The 25751-nt window shown below is 44.9% G+C and carries 21 protein-coding genes; 14 read left to right on the top strand and 7 right to left on the bottom strand.

The window, feature by feature from the left end:
• Window positions 1–84 precede the first annotated feature (84 nt).
• From J0L70_RS01755 to J0L70_RS01735, 5 genes are all read left to right on the top strand, one after another.
• The gene (locus J0L70_RS01755; RefSeq protein ID WP_287452844.1) at window positions 85–3207 is read left to right on the top strand and encodes a dynamin family protein; all 3123 of its coding nucleotides are present in this window, start codon (window positions 85–87) and stop codon (window positions 3205–3207) included.
• A gap of 5 nt (window positions 3208–3212) precedes the next feature.
• Window positions 3213–4892, top strand: a complete 1680-nt coding sequence (locus tag J0L70_RS01750) for a dynamin family protein (protein WP_287452843.1) — start codon at window positions 3213–3215, stop codon at window positions 4890–4892.
• 88 nt (window positions 4893–4980) lie between these two features.
• On the top strand, window positions 4981–5337 hold the full coding sequence (locus J0L70_RS01745) for a hypothetical protein (RefSeq protein WP_287452841.1): 357 nt from the start codon (window positions 4981–4983) through the stop codon (window positions 5335–5337).
• 949 nt (window positions 5338–6286) lie between these two features.
• A complete protein-coding gene (locus J0L70_RS01740; RefSeq protein ID WP_268180566.1) occupies window positions 6287–6646 on the top strand; it encodes a DUF6972 family protein in 360 nt (119 codons plus the stop codon).
• The gene (locus J0L70_RS01735) at window positions 6609–6866 is read left to right on the top strand and encodes a hypothetical protein (RefSeq protein ID WP_268180564.1); all 258 of its coding nucleotides are present in this window, start codon (window positions 6609–6611) and stop codon (window positions 6864–6866) included. The genes J0L70_RS01740 and J0L70_RS01735 overlap by 38 nt, the downstream gene beginning before the upstream one ends.
• A 107-nt stretch (window positions 6867–6973) precedes the next feature.
• Here the strand turns inward: J0L70_RS01735 and J0L70_RS01730 are convergent, their stop codons facing one another.
• From J0L70_RS01730 to J0L70_RS01715, 4 genes are all read right to left on the bottom strand, one after another.
• A complete protein-coding gene (locus J0L70_RS01730) occupies window positions 6974–9226 on the bottom strand; it encodes a glycoside hydrolase family 65 protein (RefSeq protein ID WP_287452840.1) in 2253 nt (750 codons plus the stop codon).
• A 293-nt stretch (window positions 9227–9519) separates the two neighbouring features.
• The gene (locus J0L70_RS01725) at window positions 9520–9717 is read right to left on the bottom strand and encodes a ChaB family protein (protein ID WP_017290424.1); all 198 of its coding nucleotides are present in this window, start codon (window positions 9715–9717) and stop codon (window positions 9520–9522) included.
• Window positions 9718–9830: 113 nt separating this feature from the next.
• Window positions 9831–10637, bottom strand: coding sequence for a hypothetical protein (locus J0L70_RS01720; protein WP_017290425.1), 807 nt, complete (start codon window positions 10635–10637; stop codon window positions 9831–9833).
• A gap of 178 nt (window positions 10638–10815) precedes the next feature.
• Window positions 10816–11421 carry a chorismate lyase gene (locus tag J0L70_RS01715; protein ID WP_017290426.1) on the bottom strand — a complete coding sequence of 202 codons (606 nt, stop codon included), beginning with the start codon at window positions 11419–11421 and terminating at the stop codon, window positions 10816–10818.
• A 200-nt stretch (window positions 11422–11621) separates the two neighbouring features.
• Here J0L70_RS01715 and J0L70_RS01710 point away from each other — a divergent pair, with 200 nt between their 5' ends.
• Entirely contained in the window at window positions 11622–11876 is a 255-nt protein-coding gene (locus J0L70_RS01710; RefSeq protein ID WP_017290427.1) for a hypothetical protein, read from the top strand.
• 27 nt (window positions 11877–11903) lie between these two features.
• On the top strand, window positions 11904–12209 hold the full coding sequence (locus tag J0L70_RS01705; RefSeq protein ID WP_287452839.1) for a hypothetical protein: 306 nt from the start codon (window positions 11904–11906) through the stop codon (window positions 12207–12209).
• Here J0L70_RS01705 and J0L70_RS01700 read toward each other — a convergent pair.
• Window positions 12173–14203, bottom strand: coding sequence for a pentapeptide repeat-containing protein (locus J0L70_RS01700; protein WP_287452838.1), 2031 nt, complete (start codon window positions 14201–14203; stop codon window positions 12173–12175). The two genes, J0L70_RS01705 and J0L70_RS01700, sit on opposite strands and share 37 nt — an antisense overlap.
• Before the next feature lie 273 nt (window positions 14204–14476).
• On the opposite strand from J0L70_RS01700, the gene J0L70_RS01695 reads away from it, so the two are divergent.
• The 6 genes from J0L70_RS01695 (at window position 14477) to J0L70_RS01670 (ending at window position 21069) form a co-directional block, all read left to right on the top strand.
• A complete protein-coding gene (locus J0L70_RS01695) occupies window positions 14477–15415 on the top strand; it encodes a pentapeptide repeat-containing protein (protein ID WP_287452837.1) in 939 nt (312 codons plus the stop codon).
• Window positions 15416–15536: 121 nt separating this feature from the next.
• Window positions 15537–16397, top strand: coding sequence for an alpha/beta fold hydrolase (locus tag J0L70_RS01690; protein ID WP_287452836.1), 861 nt, complete (start codon window positions 15537–15539; stop codon window positions 16395–16397).
• A gap of 247 nt (window positions 16398–16644) precedes the next feature.
• Window positions 16645–18123 carry an N-acetylmuramoyl-L-alanine amidase family protein gene (locus J0L70_RS01685; protein ID WP_287452835.1) on the top strand — a complete coding sequence of 493 codons (1479 nt, stop codon included), beginning with the start codon at window positions 16645–16647 and terminating at the stop codon, window positions 18121–18123.
• Between the two features lie 68 nt (window positions 18124–18191).
• Window positions 18192–19178: a glycosyltransferase gene (locus J0L70_RS01680; RefSeq protein ID WP_287452833.1), complete on the top strand. Its 987-nt coding sequence runs from the start codon at window positions 18192–18194 to the stop codon at window positions 19176–19178.
• Between the two features lie 4 nt (window positions 19179–19182).
• Window positions 19183–20106 carry a glutathione S-transferase family protein gene (locus tag J0L70_RS01675; RefSeq protein WP_287452831.1) on the top strand — a complete coding sequence of 308 codons (924 nt, stop codon included), beginning with the start codon at window positions 19183–19185 and terminating at the stop codon, window positions 20104–20106.
• 54 nt (window positions 20107–20160) lie between these two features.
• Window positions 20161–21069: an MBL fold metallo-hydrolase gene (locus J0L70_RS01670; protein ID WP_287452829.1), complete on the top strand. Its 909-nt coding sequence runs from the start codon at window positions 20161–20163 to the stop codon at window positions 21067–21069.
• A 299-nt stretch (window positions 21070–21368) separates the two neighbouring features.
• Here the strand turns inward: J0L70_RS01670 and J0L70_RS01665 are convergent, their stop codons facing one another.
• Together J0L70_RS01665 and J0L70_RS01660 are read right to left on the bottom strand one after the other, a co-directional pair.
• Complete coding sequence (locus J0L70_RS01665; RefSeq protein WP_287452828.1) at window positions 21369–23897, bottom strand: type I secretion system permease/ATPase; 2529 nt, start codon at window positions 23895–23897, stop codon at window positions 21369–21371.
• 85 nt (window positions 23898–23982) lie between these two features.
• On the bottom strand, window positions 23983–24744 hold the full coding sequence (locus tag J0L70_RS01660) for a peptidylprolyl isomerase (RefSeq protein ID WP_017290437.1): 762 nt from the start codon (window positions 24742–24744) through the stop codon (window positions 23983–23985).
• Between the two features lie 354 nt (window positions 24745–25098).
• Between J0L70_RS01660 and J0L70_RS01655 the strand changes: the two genes are divergently transcribed.
• The gene (locus J0L70_RS01655) at window positions 25099–25740 is read left to right on the top strand and encodes a peroxiredoxin (RefSeq protein ID WP_017290438.1); all 642 of its coding nucleotides are present in this window, start codon (window positions 25099–25101) and stop codon (window positions 25738–25740) included.
• The last annotated feature ends 11 nt before the right edge of the window (window positions 25741–25751 follow it).

Here is a 25751-nt window from a genome sequence, read left to right as displayed (position 1 = left end):
ACGCTATAAATTAAATGTCAAACTCAGACTGGAGAAGACAACTAAAATATAGTAGATGGGTTTGTGATTTATGGAGTTTTACCAATGGATCCAACATTAATTTATCCCGCCAGTATTTTAATGGGTGCCGTACTCAACTCTGCTACTCGATCTTTCGAGTTATGGAAAGCTCCAGACAGAAGCAAGACCAACCAAAATATTGCGTATGAGCTGCGATTAAAGGAATTTGAAACTACTCATCGTCAACGTCTGTTAGAGATGGAGCAATCTTCTGGACAACGCCGAGAAGAAATAGCGTTTGCTGAAATGCTTCGATCAACTCATGCAATTCATGCTTCCACAGCCATTCGAAGAAGTGCTAAGAGTGATGAGAATGATCCGTTCTTGGATGGAGCAGATTCTACTTACGAGAAGCTAAGGGAAATTTATTGTCAGACTGGCAAGCCAATAGTGCTCATAGCCCCATTTTGGGACACTGTACGGACTAAAAAGGCTAACGATGAGGGGGGGTTTGTTGATTTTCGGACTGCTTTAAATTTCAGATATGGAAAAGCTTCTTGGAATGATTCAGCATTAAAGCATGATGGATATTTTAAGCGTCCTTTGTATAATACGGATCGAGACATTAACTATATTTTAGACTCGTTGCCAGACCTGCCAATCATTTTAGTACATGGAACAATTCAGGGAGTTCATGGCCCCGCACAACATGTCCAAAGAATTCATCCCACAATCACTTTTTGGAATTTACTGCCAGATAAGCAAGAAAATTATTTGAATCTTCAGCTTGAATTTTTTACTTTCGACCCTCCATTAGAAAATACGAAAGAATTTGCAAAATATAGTCATCAATTGCAAGATCTTGTTGGTGACTATATCTCTAAATTAATTGGCATTTCAAGCACAGCTTATTATCTGTATCGTGATGGTACTTGTCCAGATCTAACGAAGTTTGAAGGGAAAGGCTCTCTAGAATTAGAGATTTTGACCTATCAAATGAGTTCCTTGTATGACCTTCTCTGTGAAAGAGAGCCAGATAAATCTAATCACTATCAGATGGAAAGAAAAATTATGTTAGAACGGCATGGAATCTCAGAACAAGCTATAGATGAGGAAGTCATTAAGAATATGGAATATGAGAACAGTCACTCCTCGCCAGCCGAAATAAGATGTTGGTTCGCACAACAGCTTAAAGAAATGTCTAAAACACTTGACAAGGCTAAGAGTACAGTTTCATCCGGTAGTTTAGATTTGACTGATGTCCTTAACAGTCTTGAAGACAAGAGTAGTAAGTTAGAAGAGGGCACATTTAAATTTCTAATAGTTGGAGATTTTAATCGAGGGAAAAGTACTATTCTGAATGTATTCCTTGGCAAGGAAAACTTATTACCTGTTGGGCCGACAGCTACTACAGCATTTCCAATATATGTCAAGTTTGGCCAAGCAGAAAGAGTTGTAGTTCACTACAAGAATAAGTCAGCCGAAGAGATCACCTTAAAAGACTTTAAAGAAAAATTTGCTCGCAACTCAAATCTAGTTAAAAAACAAATTCAAAAACTTAATAATAGTGTGGGTGAATGGTTAAAACCTTTCGATCGTGCTGAAATATATCTTCCACTCAAGCTGCTGGAGCAAGGAATTGAATTCATTGATACAGCAGGATTAAATCACAATATAGATGAAGATAACAGTACGCTTGAACGTATTGGCGACTGTCATGCAATATTTTTTGTTCTCAGTGCTGACGATCAACTGACGGCTAGCGAAGAAGTATATTTGAAGAATCATGTCAAAGGTAAAGTTAATTCTGTATTTTTCTTGATCAACAAATGGGAAAATCTTATCGATGAAGGAGATTCTATGGTTTCTCAAGACAAATATGAGGAAGTACGAGAAGAATTTGTTGATCGTTTGTCTGCATGTTTAGACGTAGAAGGTGAAGAAATAAGAAATTGGTGGGGGCGAAAAATCTTCGATATATATGCCAAGAAAGCTTCACAGAAGTTAAGCTCTGAAAAATCGCTGGAGGGTACTGGATTTCCTGATTTTTTGGAAGTAGTCAATAAGTTTCTGTCCGAAGGCAGATTAATGGCTGAGCTATTTCCTGCTTATGCCTCAGTAGAAGCGGCTTATCAGACAGTATCAACTGTGTTGAAGAGCCTAATTGCAACAGTTGGTGATAAGCCTGAAGAACTTCGCCTAAAAATCGAGGCATCAAATCCCCACTTTGAATACATGAGAGACACATGCACTTCTCTTAAAAAGTCTATTGATCTGCAAAAAAAATACACTGTTTCTGAAGTTTCTGAATCTTATAGGCAATTCTGTCAGGAATTTATTCATGATTTTGATTCAAAATTTAATTTGCCTGATCCGGAAAGTTTGGGAGCCGAAAAGCGTAATGAGTATGCAGAGAAAATTGCAGAAAGTTTCAGAAAGTTTCAACAAGACAGTCTTGATAATTGGAATGCGAAAACCAAAGCAAGTATTCTTATAAAATTCAATGAATTAAACGAAGAAATTCTCACATCACTTGACCGATACAATGCAAGGCAAAAGACCATTAACGATATTTTGTCTCAAGAATTAGATGCTGTTGGTAGAGTGCAACAGATGAAGGTATATCAAGGTCAATCTGCTGCAGAATCTGAACTGACAGCATCCAATGCTAATCCAGTTGCTAAAATGCTAGTGGGTGCTACTGCTGGGTTAGCAGTAGTAGGATTTGGTGGAGTTGGTGTTGCAGGTCTTACACATGCATTTTTATGGCTTGCAAATCCTGTCACGGGAGCTTTTATTGCACTTACACCTCTAGGCTGGGGATTAGCAGCTGGGACAGCAGTCTCTACTGTTGCTGCTGCTTTTTGGGGTAGGCAATCGGAAGTTAAGAAATTTCGAGAGGCGATGAAGCAGAAGTTGAAAGATCTACTGCCAGAGATGACCAGCGATAAACATATGTCAGTAATTAAAGATAACATTGCAAGCTTATTCGATAACTTTATAGAAATTCCTCAACAGATGGAACGGGATGTCAATTCATTAGAGCAATCATTAAAAACTTTACTTGATTCCAAGGAAAAAGCTGAAACAGATAGTAAAACAGAGAAAGAAGCCCTAGAGAGGTTGGGGGCTAAGTTTTCAACTCAGTGGCAGAACATAAACGAAAGATATCAGAAACTCAAAAAGAATTCAGAAGCTTCAATTTGAGCTTTATGAAAGAGGAACTTGCTTTAAGACTTCTAAATATACTAGAAGTTGACTCTAATCTTCTGTCCATTCAGACAGATAGACAGCTAATAAAAGATGCTAAACTAGCTACCCAGCGGCTCAGTGATTCTGCTTTTAGAATAGCTGTCTTTGCACCGTTTAATTTTGGAAAATCTACGCTACTCAATGCATTGCTAGGCAGTGAGATATTGCCAACCAAAGTAACTCGATCTACAGGAACTGCGATCACAATCAAATATGGAAAAGAAATAAATATAGTTGTTGTGCTCACTTCAGGTGAGCAAATTAGTAGTAGAAATCCAGAAATACTCAGAGAATTTGCTACTCTCGATAGAAAAGGTTATCAACGAAGTGATGTTGTGTCAGTGGAGGTATTAATTCCTCACCCATTGCTCAAGAAAGGAGTAGAGATTCTAGATTTACCTGGAACGAATGATAAAACTGAACAGGATAGTTTGGTTCGCGATCAACTATTAAAAGTGGATTTAGTCGTTCAAGTCCTAAATGCAAAGCAACCTTTTACATTGCAAGAACAAGAGAACTTGCATCAGTGGTTAGCTGATCGAGGGATGCAAACCGTTGTTTTCGTAGTGAATTGGCTAAATCAACTTGAGTCTGATAGCGATCGCCGTGAAGTACTCGACGAAATAAACTCAATCACAAAAGATTTCAAGTCTGATTTACCTATTGGAATAACTAATTTATATCGTGTTGATGCCCTACCCGCTTTTAAAGCACGACAACGGAGAGATATCGTAAACATATATCAAAGTGGGTTGGCTAATTTTGAAGCTTCTCTTTATACAATAATACAATTTCAAAAACAAGACACTTATAGAACAAGGCTCTCTTGTATCACTGCTGTAGTTACTAAAATCAGACAAGAGCTAGAGGCGCAAAAGGTATCCTTGTTAGCGGAAATTAAAATTGCGGACGACCAGCGAAATACAGAAATTAATAGAGGAAAGCAACGAGAGAATTTCTTCAAAGATGGCTTCATCAACAGTATTCTTTCTTGTCGAACGTGGCTTTCTCTCAAAACGTTACTAATACTCTATCAAGATGATGCGGCTCTTGCACTTCGCCAATCTAATTTTAAAGCCTGGGAAAACGATAAGCTGAAAGCGGATATTTATAAATATGTAAGCTCGATTAATAGTTGGGTTGAGCAAGCTTGTAAGGAATTCAACGAGGCTCAACCAGCGATCTTATCAATTCCGCTTCCAAATTACCCATCGCCATCTCTGCCGACTCTTAAAGAGCGAGGATTTGGTCAGAAATTCAGTGACTTTTTTACAGGGGGAAACCACAAGGCAAGATTGCAATCTCAATATAATTCTGAGGTAAGGCAAGCCTATAATGATGCTATTCGTGCCTATCTGTCTGAATTTAGTAAACAATCTTCTTACTTGCTTACTAGCTATCAACGACAAATAGAGCCATTGATCAATTTTCCGATTCCCTCAGAATCGCCTAAGACACTAAGAAACCGAAACCACTTGAAATCACTAATGAATTCCATCGAAAAATTAGAGCTGATGTCAGTTTATCCACAACAGATGATTAAAGCGAATAGGAGTAAGTTGCGTGAATTAATAGTCAGGATGAATCTTGCTAGGCATTGGTTATTTGGATTCTTAAATAATCCTTTTCGTAAAAATTGATACAAATTTTACACCCTCCCCCAATACATTATTCATCAGCTACACTATACGTATTGACTGTAGATTATGTAAGGAAAAGTGAACTATCATGGATGACATGAACCCTGCTTATGACTGCAATGAAGCCACATTGAATGGAGCTGAGATTGGAGGAGTCTTAGGTGAAATTGCTGGCGGCGTGGCTGCTATCTATTCGGGGGCAGCAGGAACCTCGTTCGCAACTACCGTACCTGAAGTAATTCAAGCTGTTGGTGCTGTTGGCACAGGAGCAGCCATAGGTGAATATCTCGGAGAAGGAGCAGGGGCCGTAGCTGGATACGCAGGATGTGAAGTAGGAAATAGTGTTTATGATGCGTATCAGGGTATTAGCGACTACATCAATGGATCTGACGGTAATGGCGAGCCTGATATGAGCTTCCCGGCTAATGATGGGTATTTGGTATAGTAACGTCGGCGCTATTGCTTGTGTAAAGCAGCTTTCGGCTTAGGTAGATCTTAGGGGACTGGTTTCGTGCAGCGACATGCCAGATCCTTTTATAGCAACGACTCTAGAATTTCGTTGTAATTGAGGTCTAAGAAGACTTGAACCAGTGTTGCCTCCCGTGATAGGTAGTAATGGTTTTACGCTGTTTGACCTCAGTGATTATCATTGCAAAATGTTGCTGTCATTGGCTTTGACGGATATAGTATGACGCGGATCTATGGTTTTTAGGGTAGACTGCCGTGGGATTTGATCGCGACAAACGGATATAGTCCTTGTGGACATTGCGGTAGTACTGATGCTGCGTGGGTTTGAGAATCTAAATAGAAGTAGAAAGTTCCACAGTATTTGACCGCACTGATTTTATAGTTTGCGAAGGTCAAGGGCTGAAAGTTGCGCGTCTTGATGTCGTCTTTCGGTATATTCGAGAAGCGCCTTATTTCGAGCACTGAGCATACAAACACAGCGATAAAAGCCACGCACATCAACGTTAATTGTGGGACAACACTAGGCTAACAAACCGCTTGAACCCGACCGCCAAAAGGTTATCTGCTGAATGTTCGAGGTTATCTGCGGCGGGTGAAGCGGGTCGTTATGCGGCTTGGACTTGTTGTACTAGGGTGAGGTAGGCTCAGATGAATGACGGAATCAAGTGGGCTACGCTTCTGATGTTGGGTGTGGGTTTAGCAATTATTCGGTCAGCCCCAGATTCTTGGTTCTACTTTGGCTTTAGCATTTGTGCTGTTGCTGTACTTTCATATCTTGAAGCAAGCTTCAAGATATGAAAGTACACATCAATTGCAGAGATTCGCAAGACACAGCCCAAGGATTGAACCAGAAGAAAGCTTACCACTTCTAATTGGCATAATCGCTTACAATGGGCAATTCTGAGACAGATGCGATCGCCTAACTCATGAGCGGAATTGACCGAGATATTACCCCTGACCCCCGACCAAGCCTGATCGATCGCCATTTACCAAATACTCCTCAAGTCCAGCGGCTGCTCCGCAGAGAAGGTAGAGCGCATGTATTCAACGACCTCGAAACCCTAAAACAAGTCACTCAGGCTATCATCTCAGGTGGAGAGCGAACTGGAGTAGAGGATGAAGACGATGATTATGAACGGTATGGACTCTACTTTTCCGAGCCAATCGGCTACATAATTAGAGTAGATGGAAGCCAAACTCCGCTTTACTACGGCGAGATCAAAATTGTGAAAACAACAGGTGAGTATCATGCAATCCCACGCACCAGTCCTCGCAGAACAAGCTAAAACCTGGAAATTTCTGGAACTCTGGGTTGATCCAGTTCTTTTTCCACCTAAAATTCTCATGCTAGTGGGTGATCAAGATGGCACTTGTCGTATTTTTAATCCTACATCTGACTATAAACTTGTAGTCACTCACTCCAGTTATCAAGCAGCCCAAGAGTGGCTTCTTGAGGATGAATATGAACGAGTCAAAGGGCAACTTTTGGCTGAAGAAGTTCTTTAATCAAGAGATTAAACTCTTGCCAAAACGCTGTATGGCAAGTCGTTGGAGCGGCGGATGAAGATTTGCTACTTCGTTTAAGTGTTGTCTAGCGCCGCTCAACTTGGTCGTTACGTAGAAGCAAAATGGCTCTGCATCGATTGCTCAACCGCTTCACACAGCACACCCGTCTGTGACAAATCGAATTCATACCATTGGTCTTGCCAACAGAGGCGGAACTTCAATCTTGTCCAATGAGCAGGCAAACTCGGACAAGCGACAGGACCTAAGTCTGTTAAGCGAATTCCTGCAAATCCAAACACGATCGATTGCCAAAGCCCACCTGCTGAAGCCGCATGAATTCCTTCAGAAGCATTGCCTCGCACATCTTCGAGATCCACTAATGCTGCTCGCATAAAATGCTGATACGCTTCATCCACGTAAGACAAACCACACGCTAAAATCGCATGGACGGCTGGTCCCAGAGATGAACCATAGGTATGGTCAGTACGCGGCACATAGTAATTCCAGTTTGCCTGCAACGTCTCATGATCAAACTGCTGCCGCAAGAGATACAACATCATCAACACATCAGGCTGCTTGAGAATCTGACGCTGATTGGTCGGTTCAATGCCTAATAATGCTTGCATCGATTGCGATCGCGGTTCGTAATCTTGAAGATTCACATCGATCAAATCGAAGAACCCGTCAAACTGCTCGATCAGCTTGGTTTCAGGGTCAGGATAAATTGTTAGAGATTGCGCGATCGTACCCCAAGTTTTAAGCTCCTCTAGAGTCAAATTTAACTTCTGACGCAATCGCAATGCTGTTTCCGGATACGATTTCGCGAGCCAATCCCACACCATTCGCGCAGAGCGTAAATTAAATTGCGCCATTGCATTCGTAAACGCATTATTGTTGCAATGCTCATGATTTTCATCAGGACCAATCACATCTAAAAGCTCATAGCGTCTCCCCGTCCATTTGACAGCACTTGCCCAGAACTTTGCCGTTTCAATGAGAATTTCTGCTCCACAGTTCCTCATCCAATCGTGATCGCCTGTGATTTGCCAGTATTGCCAAACCGCATAAGCAACATCCGCAGTAATGTGATGTTCAATGTCACCACACCAAATCCGAATCAATTCTCCTTTCGCACCCGGAACCCATCGCGGCGTCACTTCATCGCCTGTTGCTGCGCTCTCCCAGGCATACATTGCACCTTGATAGCCAGCTTCTCTCGCTTTCCGGCGTGCCCCTGCTAACGTATTGTAGCGATAGGTCAGAAGGTTTTCTGCGATCGCGGGCTGCGTCAAGGCAAAAAACGGCACGATAAAAATCTCTGTGTCCCAAAAAACGTGCCCTCGGTATGCAAAGCCCGACAGCGTTTTTGCAGGAATGCTCACACGATTATCGTGACGCGGAGCTGCAATCATGAGTTGAAAAAGATTGTAGCGAATACTAATCTGCGCTGTTAAATCGCCTTCAATGACCACATCACTGTTCTGCCAAGTGATTCCCCAAGCCAGCAGATGTGCTGCAAAGAGCGTTTGATAACTGGGCGACTTTGCTAGTCGTCGAAGTGCTACCGTCAGCGGAAATTCTATATCACGCGAGGTATAGATCGAAACGATTTTCTCAGCAATCACAGTTTGATTCGGTGCGATCGTCGTTGCAGCCATTAATGTGTTCGCGCAATCACGAACTGGAATCGTTTCATCAGCTTTCGTGACGGTTAGTTTTGCGGCTAGTCCTAATTGCAGCCCAGTATGCAACGTCTGGGTCGATAACCACATTAAATTGTTCAGACTGCCCGTTTTCAGGGTCATCCAATGCGGAATGGTCACCGTCGTCGGATGCGCTTCAAATCCAGCCTCGATTTCTACTGAACCGGAAAAATCGATCGAGGTAACATGTACCCGCATTGCCATGACATGTCGATCAGACAAACTACAAAACCGCTCAAATCGAAATGCAAAGTGATGACCGCTTGGACTACGCCATTGCACCGTACGCGTCAGCAAGCCTGCTTTCAAATTCAAGCGTCGCTCGTAGTTGAGAATTGCTCCATGATCAAGTTGAAACTTTTCACCGTCTAACTTGATGACCAAAGGCAACCAATTTGGACAGTTGACTAATTCCGTTTGCACGATCGGAGCATTATCAAACATCCCATGAATTAAAGTTGCGGACTGATCGCCAGGAAATCCTTCTTCAAAGCTCCCCCGTGTTCCTAAATATCCATTCCCGATCGTAAAGACAGTTTCCTGAGCATGAAGTTTTTCAGGATTGAGCGCTGTTTCGAGAATGTTCCAACTCTCTGTATCTGAAGTGACGTGATCAAACTGAGCTGTATTCAATTGCGACATTGAAACCGTAGGCATAACCGAAGACCTTTGAACTTGCAGGACAATAAATCGCACGCTTGGGGTAGATGGAGCGATCGAACAGATCACGAGTCGGTTATGCGGCTATCGATTCTAGGAGTGATTAACTCGCAAAATGTCTACCTTCATCTCTCCATTGATAGAGTTACGCAATGAATCTAAAAAATACGGACAAAGGTGTTATTCGATATAAAGCGAAATATTTTTAAATTTTGTGAACAAAACTAAATCAATGCAAAAAGCCCTCACCTGTTTGCACAAGCGAAGGCTTCGGATTCAGTTGAGCTTAATTACAGGACTTCAGCAATTTCACTATTTGGGCTGAATGCTTGGCTTCTAATCGCGCTCCAAGCAATTTGATGAGCTTTAGACTCTTCTCCATACCATTGAAGTGCAGAGTTAAATGCTACTCGATAAAAGTGTTGAGCCGGTTCAGAAAGGCGATCGCGAACACTATCCGGTAGTTCACGATTACTTTGGTACGACATTCAAGCCGCCTCCAGGAGATTGGATATCTTCGAGTATCCCCGCAATCTGGCAGTAAATCGCCTGCCCTGCGGAATATCTTTAGATTTTGGGTCAATTAGCACGCTTGCCGGGATCACTCGCTAGCTGCGGGTTCTTCTTGTTCTGCAACCGCTTTTAACTTGCTATGAAACTCAGTGCCCACCGCCGTTGGCATAAATTGATGGATGGGAGGATGCACTTCTTCTGGAAGTTCTAAAACAGATTCGGGTGCAGCTTGCCCATTTTCAATCGATTGTTCAGTTGGCTGTGTGTCATCCTGCCATTTGATTCTCATCGCTTCATGGGATGCATTCAGGCTGGAGGTCGCTTGTTCGATTAAAGCATCTACACCTGCTTGCAGACGAGCCACTCGATTCAGCAGCATTTCAGGAGGAGCTAAGTGATCGAGTTCTAAGGGTGGAATCCCAGGCTCAGCGACTTCGGGTTCTTTTTGAATCTGCTCAGCAAGTTCTGCCCAAGCGGGAGGATCTTCGCTAACGGGGACGGGCGATCGACTGGGGGCTGGCAAAGCTGGAAGCGCGGCAACATCCACAGGCTCTTGAGGTCGGTTCGGTTGGGACAGATCGCGAGGGAATTTATTGCAGACTAGGCGTTCAAATTCGTAGTTGAAGTGATAGCAAGGTTGCTGCCGACGCTGCCAGAGTTGCAAAATCTGCTCGACGGAGACCACTTTGTAGCGTCCCTGGTAAAGGGCTTCGATCACCGCCCAACGCACCCAACTGACAGAATAGGTAGTTTGCCAACGATCGACGAGTTGCCGCACCCGTTCTTCGCCCAAATCAAAACCGTAGTGAATTAATAAATCCACTACATGGGCTGCAGCTTCATGCCAGACGGAGCTGCCTTTATCCGAAGAATTCCTCGCTGGATCTGTTGACATAATCCGCTATTTTAGGGCAAAACCGGATTTAATTTCCTCTACTCGAACCATTCTTCTTTGCATTGTCGGAAGATTGAACAGATTGAACAGACTGTCTGCATGAATATCCTGGCGAATCGAATTCGGAAATATTCAGGCTTTGAGGCGGACTTTTAGAAGTCAGCGTCTTCGTTGAGCGTCAACGCGCCTTACCCAAATATCGCTCCAAATAAGGCGAAAATACCTCATAAATCAGCGTAAACGGTTTGCCATGATGCCAGAACAAATAATGCCGTCCCCACAGTGGAGCAGAAACCCCAAATGCTGCCTCTAATGCCGCTGACCGTCCGTAATGCAATCCTTTAATCTCGCGGTATAGCTCCATGCGCGATCGCGATAAATTCGACCAGATGGGCTGCGATCGATTCTGCAAATACTCATCGATATGGCTCGACTCCCACCACGAAGCCGCATAGCCTAACCGCTGACCTGAAGCTGTTCTTAACCAAATCTGTCGCCGCAACCGACTACCTGGAATTTGCTCGATCGCGCTCGGTGCATGATCTAACGAAAACCCGATCGACGACATATCGATGACATCTACCTCAGTCGGCTCGCCCGTTAAAAGCTGTAAATGCCGCGTCGGAGACCCATCTCCTAGTAACATCATTTGCCAAGCTGGAGAAAGCTGGCTGTGCGGTAGTCCTTGCTGAATCTCAAGTTCGCTTGCCTCCCAGATGGGGTCAAGACAGTGCCAGGTCGTTGGCAACGTTGCGCTATCGGAGGATCGAAAGGTCGCAGTCACGCTCGTTTACATAAGTTAACTTTCCTACATCATAACACCGCGCGAAGAATGAGGGGCAGAGCGAAAAATCGAGGATTTTGTATAAAAAATATGTATAATTTGTGGAAATGATAGTATAGATTTAGAAGCTACTCTGAGAGTTGTAGATTTCAACATCGGCACTCTCAAAGCATCGGAGTTGTAATTCAGGAGATTTTTATATGTTTAGGTCAGAACAAAGTAATGAAGCCGATGACGAGATAGACAGTCGTTATCGAAAACAGTTGAACTTGGATTTGAGCCAGGAGGCTTATGCCCTCTTGCAAACCTTATCAGCAGAATCAGGGAAGAACATGGCTGAGGTGCTGCAGATGGGATTAGCACTGTACAGCGTTGCACAAGAAGCGAATAAAACAGGCTTGACGCTTGGAATTGTCCATCAAGAAAAAGTGATTCAAGAGATTACAACATCCTAATTTTTGACGATTGCAGGAGGGGCAACAATGGGTCAACAGCAGGGCTTGAACAATGAAGATGACAAAACGCCCCTCTCTCTCGATCGCTGGTTAGAACGTGAACATAACATTGGCAAAGGTAGCCTGAAAATTCAAGACATTGACGAGATCGTCGAACCGCCTCCACGCCGCAGAATCTCTACCTCTAAAAGATTTGCGCTCCCTAAAAGATTTGTGCTGCTCTATATCTGTGCCATGGTGCTCATGTTCTGGCTTGGCTATGCAACGGCTCGGATTCAGAGCACTTCGTGTCCTCCTCAGGCATCATCATCCAACGTAAACCAAATTCTATGAATCAACTTTGCATGTTTGAGAAGGTTTAGAATTTGTTCTTGGATATGGTCTAGAACAGCGTGAAATTCTTCTTGAATCCAGAGATCCCGCTGTTGTGCCGTCATATTTTCCAAAGACTGAAACATGTCTTCACGATAGGCTTGAATGTTTTTAGTAAACTGTTCTGCTTTGTGCTCAAGGACTAGATGCAGTTGATAAAAATTAGGCGAGCCAGAGGTGCGACCGATTTCTTGCTGCTCATCTAAGCCATCTTTGAAAATGTCGATCGCTTCTTGAAACAATCGCAGAGTTTCTTCCAAATCGGAAAATCGAAATTCTAAGTCTCCTCGAATTTCCTCCATGCGTTGCTGCCCATCTGCAAGTCCGTCCCGTTCTCCTCCAGCTTGACGCAGCACGATCGCAAGCTTTTCTTGTAATTCAGGAATCTGATCCGCGCTCAATCCCAAGTTGTGCTCAAATCTTGCATGGTCTACGATCGCACTGCTCAAATTAACACTCGATAAATCTGCACCTGCTAGCTCAGCCCTCGTCAAATCCGTTTCAGTCAGAATGGCATTACTCATGTAAGCTCGCCGCAGTAAAGCAGTATGGAGATTAGTTTGCTGTAAGCAAGCTCGCAGCAGATTCACACCGCTCATTTCAGCAAATGATACCTGCGCTGCTGTCAGATCGACTGCACAGCAGTAAGCTCGATTGAGCGTTGCGCCTGTGAGCGTACAATGTCGCAAGTCGGAATCTCGAAATGAGGCACGAGTTAAAGTTGCTCCAGTTAAATTAGCATCCGTTAAAGTTGCCATCATGACTCGCGCACTGCTGAGCCTAGCTCGAATTAAAGTTGCCTGCGTCAGATTTGCGCCGTTTAATTCAGCATTTCTAAGATTGGCATCGGTCAGTATAGCGCGGGACAGATTGGCAAAGGAGAAGTTCGATCGACTCAGAGAAGCCTGCTCTAGATTAGCATTGCTCAGATCCGAGCCACGTAAACTTGCACCATCGAGCCTCGCTTTGTAGAGATTAGCAGAGACGAGCTTAGCACGACGAATCACAGCAGAATTGAGTTGAACTTGTTCTAGATTTGCATAACTGAGATCAGCTTGGCTTAACTGCGATCGCCGTAAAATTGCTTTTTTCAAAAATGCATGTTGCAAATTCGCCCCGGTTAAATCTGCTCCAAATAGCGAAGCATTCTTAAACTCTGCACCTTGCATCTGTGCATATTTGAGCGAAGCGCCATTGAGGACGGTGCGATTTAACTTTGCCTGATGAAGAATCGCATCGGTGAGATCGCTGCCACTGAGATCGGCTTCCGTCAGATTAGCGTGACTCAGATCTGCCTTCCTTAACACTGCATTTTTCAGATCGGCTTTGAATAGCTCGATCGTATGTTGCATCTGAGCATTGCAGAGATCAACCCGTTCTAAGATGGCATGGCTCAGATCTGTGTTTTCAAAATGAGCTTCAGAGAGCTTCGAGCCTGTTAAGTCTGCTTCGGATAAACAGGCATGGCTTAAATTTGCTTTACTTAGGTTGGTTCTTCGCAGACAGGTACCTTTAAGGATTGCCCCACACAAAATGCCTTCTACTAGCCTTGCTCCTCCTAGATCAGCTTCCTCTAAGTCTGCATCGCTCAGATCGGCTCTGACGAGATCGGTACGTGGGAGATTCGCTCGACGTAAAATCGCTTTCTGAAGGTTAGCACTGCGCATCACTGCACCTCGCAAGTTTGCCTCAGCGAGATTCGCTCCTGCTAGATTCGCCCCAACCAAATTGGCTCCTGCTAGATTCACCCCAGCCAGATTCGCTCCTGCTAGATTTGCATAAGCAAGATCAAACGTATTACAGCCACTCGCAATCAATGGGAAATCTCTTCTCTCCTCTGTTGGATATTGCAGATCACGTTCAGGGAACGTCGGTTGTCGAGGGTAATCACAGTAAAACTGAGGTGCAAAACAACTTTGATCAGAATCGCTTGCTAAATATTTCTTACTCGGCATCTCTCAGAAGCATGATTTAAAAGGACTAAATTGTGTGATTGTTAAAAAAAGATTCAATTCCAATTGTTAAAGTGCAAAAAAATATGTCTCCTCTGTATTTTCTAGGGATTTGAGTAAAACCATAACACCCTATTTTGGTTTACTGTAGGGAAATCCTAGATTAGATGAACGAAATTGATCGTTGCGCTTACGCAGGTGCTAGACCTCATCTTCTTCTCACCCCCTAGCTTTCGCTTGTTTATTTTTATGACTAAATCTAAGTTGAGTTAACTTATGCAGCATCGTTTATCTCAATCTCTTCGTCGATCGGAATTGATAGTCGGTGTGTTGATGGGTGCAGCAATTGTTCTAGGGACTGGGTTTTACTGGCAACACCAACGGGCAAATCTGCATCAACTTCAAGACCAAATCAACGGATTGAGAAAGACGACACAAGCGAATCCAACCCTTCAGAAAGACTTACTAGCACTCGAGAAAGATCGCATTGTTTTAGAAAATGCGATTCATAGTAGCATCGTTCAGACTGGCGGTGGTTTTTTACTATTTTTAACTGCATTCATTTCTTGGAAGAATCTCAAAGCGACTCAAAAGAATGTTGCGATCGCGGCTGAAAAGCAAGTCGCAGAACGCTATAGCCAAGCGATTAATCACCTCGGTAGTTCAAGCTTAGAGACTCGATTTGGTGGCATCCATGTGCTCGAAAGAATCGCTCAAGAATCGCTGCAAGAACATTGGACAATCATGCAAGTGCTAACGTCTTATATTCAAGCGCGATCGCCCATAAATTCAGCTTCCTCGAAAATTGCAAGAGACATTCAAGCTTGCCTATCAGTCATCGCCCGTCGTCGCATCGAGTTCGATCCGCCTTACAATCCTTCTAGCTCTGCAACTCGCTTGAATTTAATTGAAGCGCACTTGTGCAAGGCTGAATTAAGTGGGGCAAATCTGAGCAGAGCTTTACTGTTAAACTCCAATCTCAGCGGAGCCTATTTAACCCAAGTTGATTTTAGGGGTGCAAATCTGAGCTATGCAGTTCTAGTCGAAGCTTCTCTATATCAGGCGAACCTACAGCAGACCAGACTGATTGGGGCGGATTTAGAGAATGCTGACTTTCGAGGTGCGATCGGGCTAACTGTCGATCAAATCAAAGAAGCAAGAAATTGGCAGAGCGCAGAGTTTGATCCGGAATTTCAAGCCCAACTCTCAAAATAAAATCAGCCGAACAACTTCCTGAGCGAAATTTAAAACCGCAGCTATACTCATTTTCAGTTTGTAACGATCGTGTAGAAATTGCTTTACATGCGATCGCGGTGTGTCTTGAGACGGTGAATTCATGCTTCTAACCCAGACTCTTTCGGATCAGTATGTGCAGGTTGGTTCCGTTAAAACTCGATTTTGGCAGGCGGGAGAGGGAAAACAAACAATTCTGCTGTTACATGGGGCAGGAGGATCTGCGGAGTTCTGGTATTACAATCTTCCGGGTTTAGCTCGACAGCATCGTGTGATCGCGATCGATATGGTCGGATCAGGACGCTCTGATAAACCCTCCGCTTCGTATTCGCTGTCTTACCAGGCAGAATTTATTTTGGGTTTCATGGATGCAATGTCGATTTCATCGGCAGTTTTAGTGGGACATTCGATGTCCGGTGGAGCGGCTTTACAGCTTGCATTCATGGCTCCTAAGCGGGTTGAGAAATTAGTGCTCGTTGGCAGTTTTGGATTAGGGCGAGAAGTGACATTTTCAGCCCGGTTAGCAACGTTACCGTTTGCTGTGCGATCGCTACAGCCAAGCCCAAACGTCATGCGTCCGATGTTGAAGCAGAATGTCTTTGATGTCGATACAATTCCGCAAGAGTGGATTGATTTGCGTTATCCAATTTTCGCGCTTCCAGGACGCAAGGAACCCTTGATCCAAATGGCGCGAACCAATTTATGTTTGCGAGGGGTTAGAGAAACTGTCTATCAACCGATCGTTGAAAATCTGAAAAACATCATTGCGCCTGCACTAATTATTTGGGGGAAACAGGATCGCATTCTTCCGGTCGCTCATGCCCATGTTGCTGCGAAGCGACTGCCGAATGCAGAACAACCGTTATTGCTCGATCGGTGTGGACACTATCCGCATTTGGAGCATCCAGCCCGGTTCAATCAAGCTGTACTCAATTTTCTGACTGGAACAAGTGGCAATCACTGAAGTCATAGAACCAAGGTCTTTTAATCCGTTTTCCTATCGTGTTCAGACGACGATGTATTCTAGCAAAGGCTGGATTATCGATCGAGTAAAAGATTGGCAAGATATTCCAGCACCTAGCGCATTGCTAGGTGTAAATCGTGCTGTCCGATCAAGTCAGGGTGTATTTGTTAACGCGGTTTCGTTTGATATGATGACTTGCGTATCTACCGAGGTGAAAAAATTATGCCTGCATCATAAAAGTTAGACCATGATCTTCGCATCGAATTGCTGCCCGGATTGCGGGGGTGTAGAAATCAAACCCTGCAAAAAATTGCTTGCTCAATCTAAAACTCAACTCAACGATCGTCGTAGTATCGCGCCAGAACGCCTGACCACTGTTTTATCTGATCGCTTAGAAACGATTCGACAAGACACGCAACAAGTCAAGCAAGTTTTTCTGGTCGCAAATCCAATTCAATTTGCCAATCAACCGATCTCAGCGGCATTGGTTAAGATTCGCAATCAAGCAGCCACAGAGCTAAAAACGCAAGGCTTTCCGGTTGTAATTGTGCCAGCCAATTTAGAACCCGCTGAAGCGATCGCTTGGATCAATCGCCGCGCCAAACCGGGAGACATCGCGTTATCGATCCGAACTGATGCTTTCTTGAACCCGAATACGAGAGGCGTGACTGCTTTTTATCGTGCAGGAGATGAGAACCGCCGACAGAAAGCACAACAACTGCTGGATCAAATTCTAGTGAATGTTCCCGCTTGGATGAATCGGGGCACAAAGCCGGATACTGAAACAGCATTGGGGAGCCTTGATTTTATTCGCCAAATGAAGATTCCTGCGATCGTATTAACGGTCGGGTTTACTTCTAGCCCAGAAGATCGAGCCATTATTCTGAATCGCTCTCAAGCGATCGCACAAGGCATTGCCCAAGGGTTAGCACTCTGGAATCAAACGATCGTCCCGATGAGTATCAATTTGAATGGGCAAGCTTCTGATCAGCAAGGTGTGATTGTGGAAGGAAACTCATACATTCCTATTGATCTATTAGATCAGCTTGCCATTCGAGTCAAACGTCCTCAAAATGCTCGATTGATTATTTACAACAATCAAACCTACATTAGAGCGATCGATCTCCGAAAAGTCGGCGTTTTTGTCGGCTGGAATTCCAGCGATCGAGGAGTGATTTTGCGAAACATGCTGCCTTTGAATCCGAATAAAATCAGCAGCATTATGGGACAGGGTTATCTTTCAAAAAATACGTTAGAAGCCTTTTTACAGCAGCACAATCCTCAAGCTCTCCAAACCTTCCCTAACATTGCCGAATTGTATTTAGAAGAAGCTGCGATCGAGGATGTCAACTCTGATATTGCGTTTACACAAGCCCTCATCGAAACCGATTTTTTTCGTTTTGGGAAAACCCTTCAGCCGACTCAAAATAACTTTGCCACTTTGCGAGAAGTTGGCAGTCCTTGGGAAAGTGCAGCCTTTCCGAATGCTCGCACCGGAGTACGTGCTCATATTCAATTGTTGAAAGCTTATGCCAGTTTAGAGCCATTCAGCCAAGACGTTGTGACTCCCCGATTCCGCTTTATCATCCGTGGCAGTGCCCCGCGAATTCAGCAGTTGAGCTTTTACTACTCTTCTGATCCTTCCTATGCAGAAGAAGTATTAGCAACACTGCAACAGCTTTATCAATATCAATTTGCGCGATCGCTCAGTCAGCAAAGAGGATGATTCAGATCAGAATGATCTTTCGGCTGATATGATGGCTCACATCTTACCTTCAACTCTTGGCGGCTGTCATGCGATCGCTTTATTTTCTCCTTCCTGGAACCGGAAAACGTTTTGCCTGCGGGGGTCTGTGGGCGGAGTTAAAGGCGTTTGAGCTTGCCAAGCAGATTTGCCCGGCTGAAATCGTCACATACCGCCAGCGTGAGCAAAATACACGTTTTTTAGATGATGTCCTTCAAGAAGATCTCAAGGATGTCATCTTTGTCATGAGTTGGGGATTCGATGTTGCGAAACTCGCAAAACGCTTGAAAAAGCACAACGCTATCTATCACGCACATAGTGCAGGATATGGTTTTACAGTTCCATCCAATGTCCCGATCGTAACTGTCAGCCGCAATACGCTAGGCTACTGGGGACAACATGCACCGCATTCACTAATTTACTATTTACCAAATCAGATCTCTGATGAGTTTAGCAATCAGAACTTGAATCGAGATATTGATGTTCTAATTCATACTCGAAAATCATCAGAGTATCTCTTAAATCAGTTGATTCCTGCGCTTCAGAAACGCTGCAAAGTAGAAATCATTAATACTCACGTTGATAGTCTTGCAGCCGTTTTCAATCGAACGAAAGTTTACTTATATGATTCTGCGGAGTATTGGGCACAGCAGAAAGTCAGCGAAGGATTTGGACTCCAACCGATGGAGGCGATCGCGTGTGGTTGCCAAGTGTTTTCCAGCGTCAACGGTGGTTTATCAGACTATCTCGATCCAGGATTTAACTGCTATAAGATCGCGGCTTATTCGACTGAGTTTGATGTGCAGCGAATTTTAAGCGCGATCGAGCGACCTGCGCCTGTGATTCCTGAAAGCTTTTTGGCAGAATATCGCGGTCAAAATATTCTCGATCGCTTAGCAGTCATTTTGCGCGAAGTGAACGAGTTTTTTGATCACAAACAGACGCATCCCGCTACGATCGAACCATTAACGCGATCGCGCTTAGCGAAACTCGCTCTTCAGCGAATCATCGCTAAAATTCAGAAAAAGCTTCAGTAAAATCATGCCTCCAAAATTGCTCATTCAACTGGTTCGTTTTGGCTGGACAACTCTATGGCGAATCATGATGTCCAAGCTTGCGCCAAGAGACACATCAGGCGCTTACATTCGTCCTGAGAGCGAATTTCGGAGTCAAAGTGTGAGCGCTGCGCCAGGACGCTATCGACTATTCGTAGGTCTGGGTTGTCCTTGGGCACATCGAACGTTAGTGACTCGCGCATTGAAAGGGCTAGAAGACATTATTTCAGTCTCGATCGTGATTCCTTCTCCAGAAAATGGAGGCTGGATTTTAGAAAAGCCTGAGCTAGGCTGTACTACGTTGGCAGACCTCTATCGACGCGCAAAACCAGGCTATCAAGGTCGATCGACAGTTCCGGTCTTATGGGACTGTGAAACCAATACGATCGTTAATAACGAAAGTTCTGAAATTATCATCATCCTCAACTCAGCCTTTAACGAATTTGCAAAGCATCCAGAACTTGATCTATATCCAGAAGCCTTACAGCCAGAAATCGATAGCTGGAATGAGAAAATCTATCACGCAGTCAACAATGGCGTGTATCGTTGCGGATTTGCTCAAACTCAAGCAGCTTATGAAACTGCGTGTCGAGAGTTATTTACAATGTTAGATACGATCGATGAAACGCTTTCTACTCGTCGATATCTCTGCGGCGATACTTTAACCCTTGCCGATGTTCGCCTATTCACGACTCTGTTTCGTTTCGATGTCGTTTACTATAGCTTGTTCAAATGTAGTATTCGCCGCATTCAAGATTATGATCACTTAAGTGTTTATCTCAATGATTTCTATCAGCTTCCAGGCGTAGCAGAAACCTGTGACTTAGAATCTGTCAAACGAGACTATTACGGCAACTTATTCCCACTCAATCCTGGTGGAATTATCCCTTTAAGTGCTCAAAATCTTTAGCACTACAGATTGTCAAAAGACTTTCAGGACTTCAACTCTCTCGTGAGGAAGACGGTGTGCGATCGCAGATTTTCTAGGCTTGAAATCGTCGATCGCACCCAACGACCTATGCGAATTCATCATCTTAACTGTGGCTGTATGTGTCCTATCGGTGGAGTGTTGTTTGATGGCTTCAGTCGGGGTTTAACGTCACATCTTGTCTGTCACTGTTTGTTGATCGAAACGAACCAGGGGCTTGTTTTGGTGGATACTGGCTTCGGACTGCGCGATATTCAAGCGCCTCGCAGTCGGCTCAGCCCATTTTTTATCGCGTTCAATAACATTCAATTCGATCGTCAATACAGCGCGATCGACCAAATCGAACGTCTAGGATTTTCGCCCGAAGAGGTTCGTCACATTATTCTGACGCATCTCGATTTTGATCATGCAGGCGGCTTAGAAGATTTTCCCAATGCAACAGTGCATGTGATGCAGACTGAGATCGATGCAACTCGCGATCGCCAAGGTTTTATTGCTCATCGTCGCTATCGCCCCGGTCAATGGGATGAAGTAAAATCCTGGAAATTCTATGCGGCGAACGGCGAGTCTTGGTTTGGATTTGAAGCAGTCAGAGACTTAGAAGGATTGCCACCAGAAATTCTATTCATCCCCTTAACAGGACATACGCGAGGTCATGCTGGAGTCGCGATCGAGACTTCTGAAGGGTGGCTATTACATGCAGGCGATGCTTACTTTTATCGCGATGAAATGAAGCCAGAGTATCACTGCACGCCTGGTTTGAAAGCTTATCAATGGATGATGGAAGTCGATCGAAAAGCGAGATTGCTCAATCAAGATCGCCTGCGTCAGCTCGCTCTGAGTAACGATGCCAAACTCTTTTGCAGCCATGATGCGATCGAGTTCAAAGCTTATGCCGAGCAATCTGCGAATGAGAATCGAAGTAGCTTATCTGGGCGATCGTGAGCCTTTCGTGTCTTAGAGAATGTTTGAAAAGATATCGTTCATTGCACTCACCCACCCCCGGACTGGAAGTCGGGGCTAGTTGAACGAAGTCCACTAAAGGGACTAAAAGCCCATCAAAATCAGGTCTTCAGTCCTTTGAAAAGGACTGCGCACCGTTAGCCCCGGACTTCCAGTCCGGGGCGAGATAGAACGGAGCGAGGAAACGATTGATACTTCTCAAACATACTCTTAGCAAATCAATAAAAAAGCGATCGCTCCACAAATGAAGCGATCGCTAACCTTTACTCAATCCAACCTAACTACACCGAAGCTTGCTGGCGCTGATACAACGACCAATACAAACCTTTCTTGCGCAGTAATTCTTCGTGCGTGCCTTTCTCAGCAATTACGCCCTTCTCCATCACCAGAATTAAATCTGCTTTCTTCAAAGGCGCAAATCGGTGAGCAATTAAGAAGACCGTTCGATTGTCCGAAATCGACTGCAAACTCTGTAAAACCTGTTGCTCGGTTTCACTATCTAAAGCACTGGTCGCTTCATCGAGTACCAAGATCGGGCTATTCGATAAGAACAATCGCGCCAAAGCAATCCGCTGCCGTTGTCCCCCCGACAGTGCAGTTCCCCGCTCTCCTACATTCGTCTCATAGCCCTGCGGCAACTCACTCACAAAATCATGCGCCGCTGCCATTCGTGCCGCAGCTACAACCTGTTCAGCCGTAATATCAGGACGACCCAAACTAATATTGTCGATAATGTTGCCATTGAAAAGAAAATCTTCCTGCAACACAACTCCCATCTGACTCCGCAGCGAGTGCAGATCGGCACTCTTGATATCAAAGCCATCGACGAGAATCCGTCCTGACTCCGGTAAATACAACCGCTGCAAAAGCTTTGACAGCGTACTCTTACCAGAACCACTTCGTCCTACAACGCCAACCAGCATTCCCGGCTGGACATCAAAGGAAATTCCTTTCAGCACAGGCTCTTGATTTGGGTTATAGCGGAAAAAGACTTGATCAAATGAAACTTGCCCTTGCAACGTCGGTAACACCAATCCCGAACCCGGTTCTGCCTCTGGAGCAACATTAAGAATGTCGCCAATTCGATCGACTGATAACAACACCTGCTGCAAATTCTGCCAAAGCTGAACTAATCGCAACAATGGACCTGTCACCCGTCCAGACAGCATCTGAAACGCCACCAACTGACCGACCGTGAGTTCTTGCTTAATAACTAAATGCGCCCCCACCCAGAGAATGAGTAAATACGAGAAATTGGTGAGAAAATCTCCCAAATTATTACTAATGTTCGAGGTCGTAGACGCTTTGAAACTCGTGCGAATGTAGCGGGCAAATAACCCCTCCCAGCGATCGCGCGAAGGCTTCTCGGCACTATGCGCTTTCACCGAGTGAATCCCCGTCACCGTCTCAACCAGAAACGACTGACTATCCGCATTGCGGTTAAACGTCTCATTCAACCAATTCCGCAAGATTGGAGTCGTCGTTAACGTCAATGCTGCATACAACGGCAACACCGCTAAAGCCACCCCAGTTAACGGAATGCTGTAGAAGAACATTAAAGCTAAATACACCACAGCAAAAATCGAATCAAGCACAACCGTTAAAGCTGTCCCCGTCAAAAATTGCCGAATGTTCTCAAGTTCCTGAACCCGCGCAACCGTATCCCCCACCCGTCGCGATTCAAAGTAGGCCAAAGGCAACCGCATCAAGTGACGGAACAACTGAGCCGATAGACTCAAATCTAACCGTCGCGCCGTATGCGTAAAAATAAACAATCGCAGAATGCCGAGAATTGCCTCAAACAACGCCACCGCCAGCAGCGCCATCGCCATTACATCAAGGGTAGGAATGCTGCCCTGCACCATCACCTTATCGATGACAACCTGCGTGATTAATGGAGTCGCCAAGCCCAATAGCTGCAACGTAAACGAAGCAAACAACACCTCGCCAAGCAGCACCTTATACTTCCAAACCGCAGGCAAAAACCAGGCGAGATTAAAGCGCTCTTGCTTCTGAACCGTCTCGACCTGCCAGAGTTGACCATCCCAGAACTGCTCCACGGTCGATCGATGAATCGCTTGCGGTGACATGATCGGATCATGCGGATCAGAGATCACAAAGCGATCGCCCCGCACGCCATACACCACAACCCAATGCGGCTCCTCAGTATCCCCCCACAACATCAGTGCCGGAAAATCCAACAAGCGCGCATCTTGCCAACTCGACTGAATCCGGCGCAATTGCAACCCGAGCTTCTCCGCCGCATCGACGACATTTGTCGGACGCTGCCCCCGCAACTGTCGCTGCACCCACTCCATCTGAACTGGATTCTGCAAATGGTTTGCCACCATCGTCAGACAAGCCGCCGCACTATTCATCCCAGGCACAAACGGGAAACCCGTTATCGTCTGCGGAGAAAGATCCGTTTGGGGCACGTAGCGCGCCCGTTGAATTGCCCAAAAGCGATCGATATCAGGAGTTTGTAACCCCTCCCACATCTGAGCGCTCCACAACACCGCCTGCACCTCACTGCTAGCAGCACGAGCTTTCCAGCCTGACAAATCCAACAAATCCCCAATCCATTCACCCGGATTTAAGACTCGTGAACTGTTGTCTTCTCCAACTAGGCGCACTTTTCCAGCCAGGATTAGCAATTGAATGCCCGCATCCTCACTCGACCAAAGCACGTCTCCTAACTTGTAGTGACGGACTTCGGCTCTTGATTTAAATTGCACCTGTTGTTCAGGATTGAGAAAACATAAGGGTGGAGATTCCCAGGGCAGATTGGCAGCAATATCGTTCGTCAGCATGAGCGCAAATGAATTTTAGGGGCTGAAACCGTCGGCAAGGCACTCTAATCTATCCGAAAAGAGCCGTTTATTTATTCAAGTCAGTCTAGTCGCTAACCTGAAGTTTCACCGTCATTTTTTGAATTTTTTCTGCAATCCAACGATCGAATAATTCCGTCGTCAGCATTTGCTTGAGTTGAGGATTGTCGAGCGTTGCCGGGAGAATATCTTCAACCCGAAACAAAGCCCAGCGTCCCTCTAATTCAATCGGGCCGACTAAATCACCTTTTTCAGATGAATCGATCACAGCCCTGACTGTATCCGGCATTGTCCCACGACTGACCGGACCCATCATGCCATTTGCAATACGATCATCGGCAATTGAATGCTCGCGCGCTAACGCTTCAAAGTTTTCTCCCTCGCTAATTTGCAGCTTTAACTCTTCTGCAATTTCTTTGCTTTCGACAATAATCCGAGACAGCACGACGCGATCGAGAAACACTTTGCGCTCAATAAAATACTCTTGCAGTCTGGGCTCGGTTGCCACGATCTTCAGCTTTTCATTCTTGAAATTGGTCGCAATTTGCTGATGGAACGTGGTGTAATCCAACCCGTTGCGACTGAGCCATTCTTGAAAAACGTTCGGATCGGTCAGTTTCTGTTGGAGGCGAAAATCGACCACAGCTTGCTCGATCACGGCTGGATTGATCTCCAGATCATCTCGATTTTTTACCTCGGTTTCCAAGACATATTGCCGGAGGATATCACCAATAAAGCCTTGCAGCTTACCGGAGGTTTGTAAATAGCGAAGGCACTCTCGGAGGCTGAGAGACTGCTCATCGATCGTCAGAAATGCGTTATTTTCCATAAGGTAATCCGTGCTGATGCAATATCCAAATCGATGGTAACGTGCCTAAATCTACTGAAATTTTGCCGCAAGTCCGTAAAATCTCAGCGATTTACCGCAAACCATTGCGATTAAACTAAAACTTTGTTCATCTAGAGTCCGCAATTTCAACTAATTCCCTGCCCCAATCCATGAAACTTTAAAAAAATACGCAGAGTAGGGAACCCTACATCGGCAAAATTTCACGTGTCCATTCTTCATCACAATCACGATCGCGGTAAAATCATAAAAAGATCTAAAGTCCGACCGGAAAACCGGGTTTTGTGGCATGATCAATCAGTACCTATCTGCGATCGACAGGAAATATAAAAGATTATGGCTCTCCGTTTAGGCGACACAGTTCCCAACTTTACCCAAGACTCGTCTGAGGGAACGATCAATTTTTACGACTGGGCAGGGGATAGCTGGGTTGTCCTCTTCTCGCACCCCGCTGATTACACCCCGGTTTGCACCACCGAACTCGGTCAAGTTGCAAAAATCAAGCCTGAGTTTGACAAGCGCAACGTCAAAGTGATTGCCCTCAGCGTCGATGATGCAGAATCCCACAAAGGCTGGATTAGTGACATCAATGAAACGCAAGCCTGCAGCGTCAACTATCCCATTTTGGCAGATGGCGACAAGAAAGTTTCCGAACTGTACGACATGATTCACCCGAACTCCAGCACGGGTTCGACGCTGACGGTTCGCTCTGTTTTCATCATCGACAACAACAAGAAGTTGCGTCTGACCTTCACCTATCCGGCAAGCACCGGACGGAACTTTGACGAATTGCTGCGGGTGATTGATTCGCTGCAATTGACTGATAACTACAGTGTAGCTACGCCTGCAAACTGGGTAGATGGCAATGACTGTGTGGTTGTGCCTTCGATCCCAACCGATCAGGCTCGTGAGAAATTCCCGAAAGGTGTCACTGAAGTGAAGCCTTATCTGAGAATGACTCCACAACCGAACAAATAAGCTTTGATCGC

Source organism: Leptolyngbya sp. UWPOB_LEPTO1, assembly GCF_017302695.1.
Classification (GTDB): Bacteria; Cyanobacteriota; Cyanobacteriia; order Leptolyngbyales; family Leptolyngbyaceae; genus Leptolyngbya; species Leptolyngbya boryana.
This window is presented reverse-complemented; position numbering and strand designations above follow the sequence as displayed.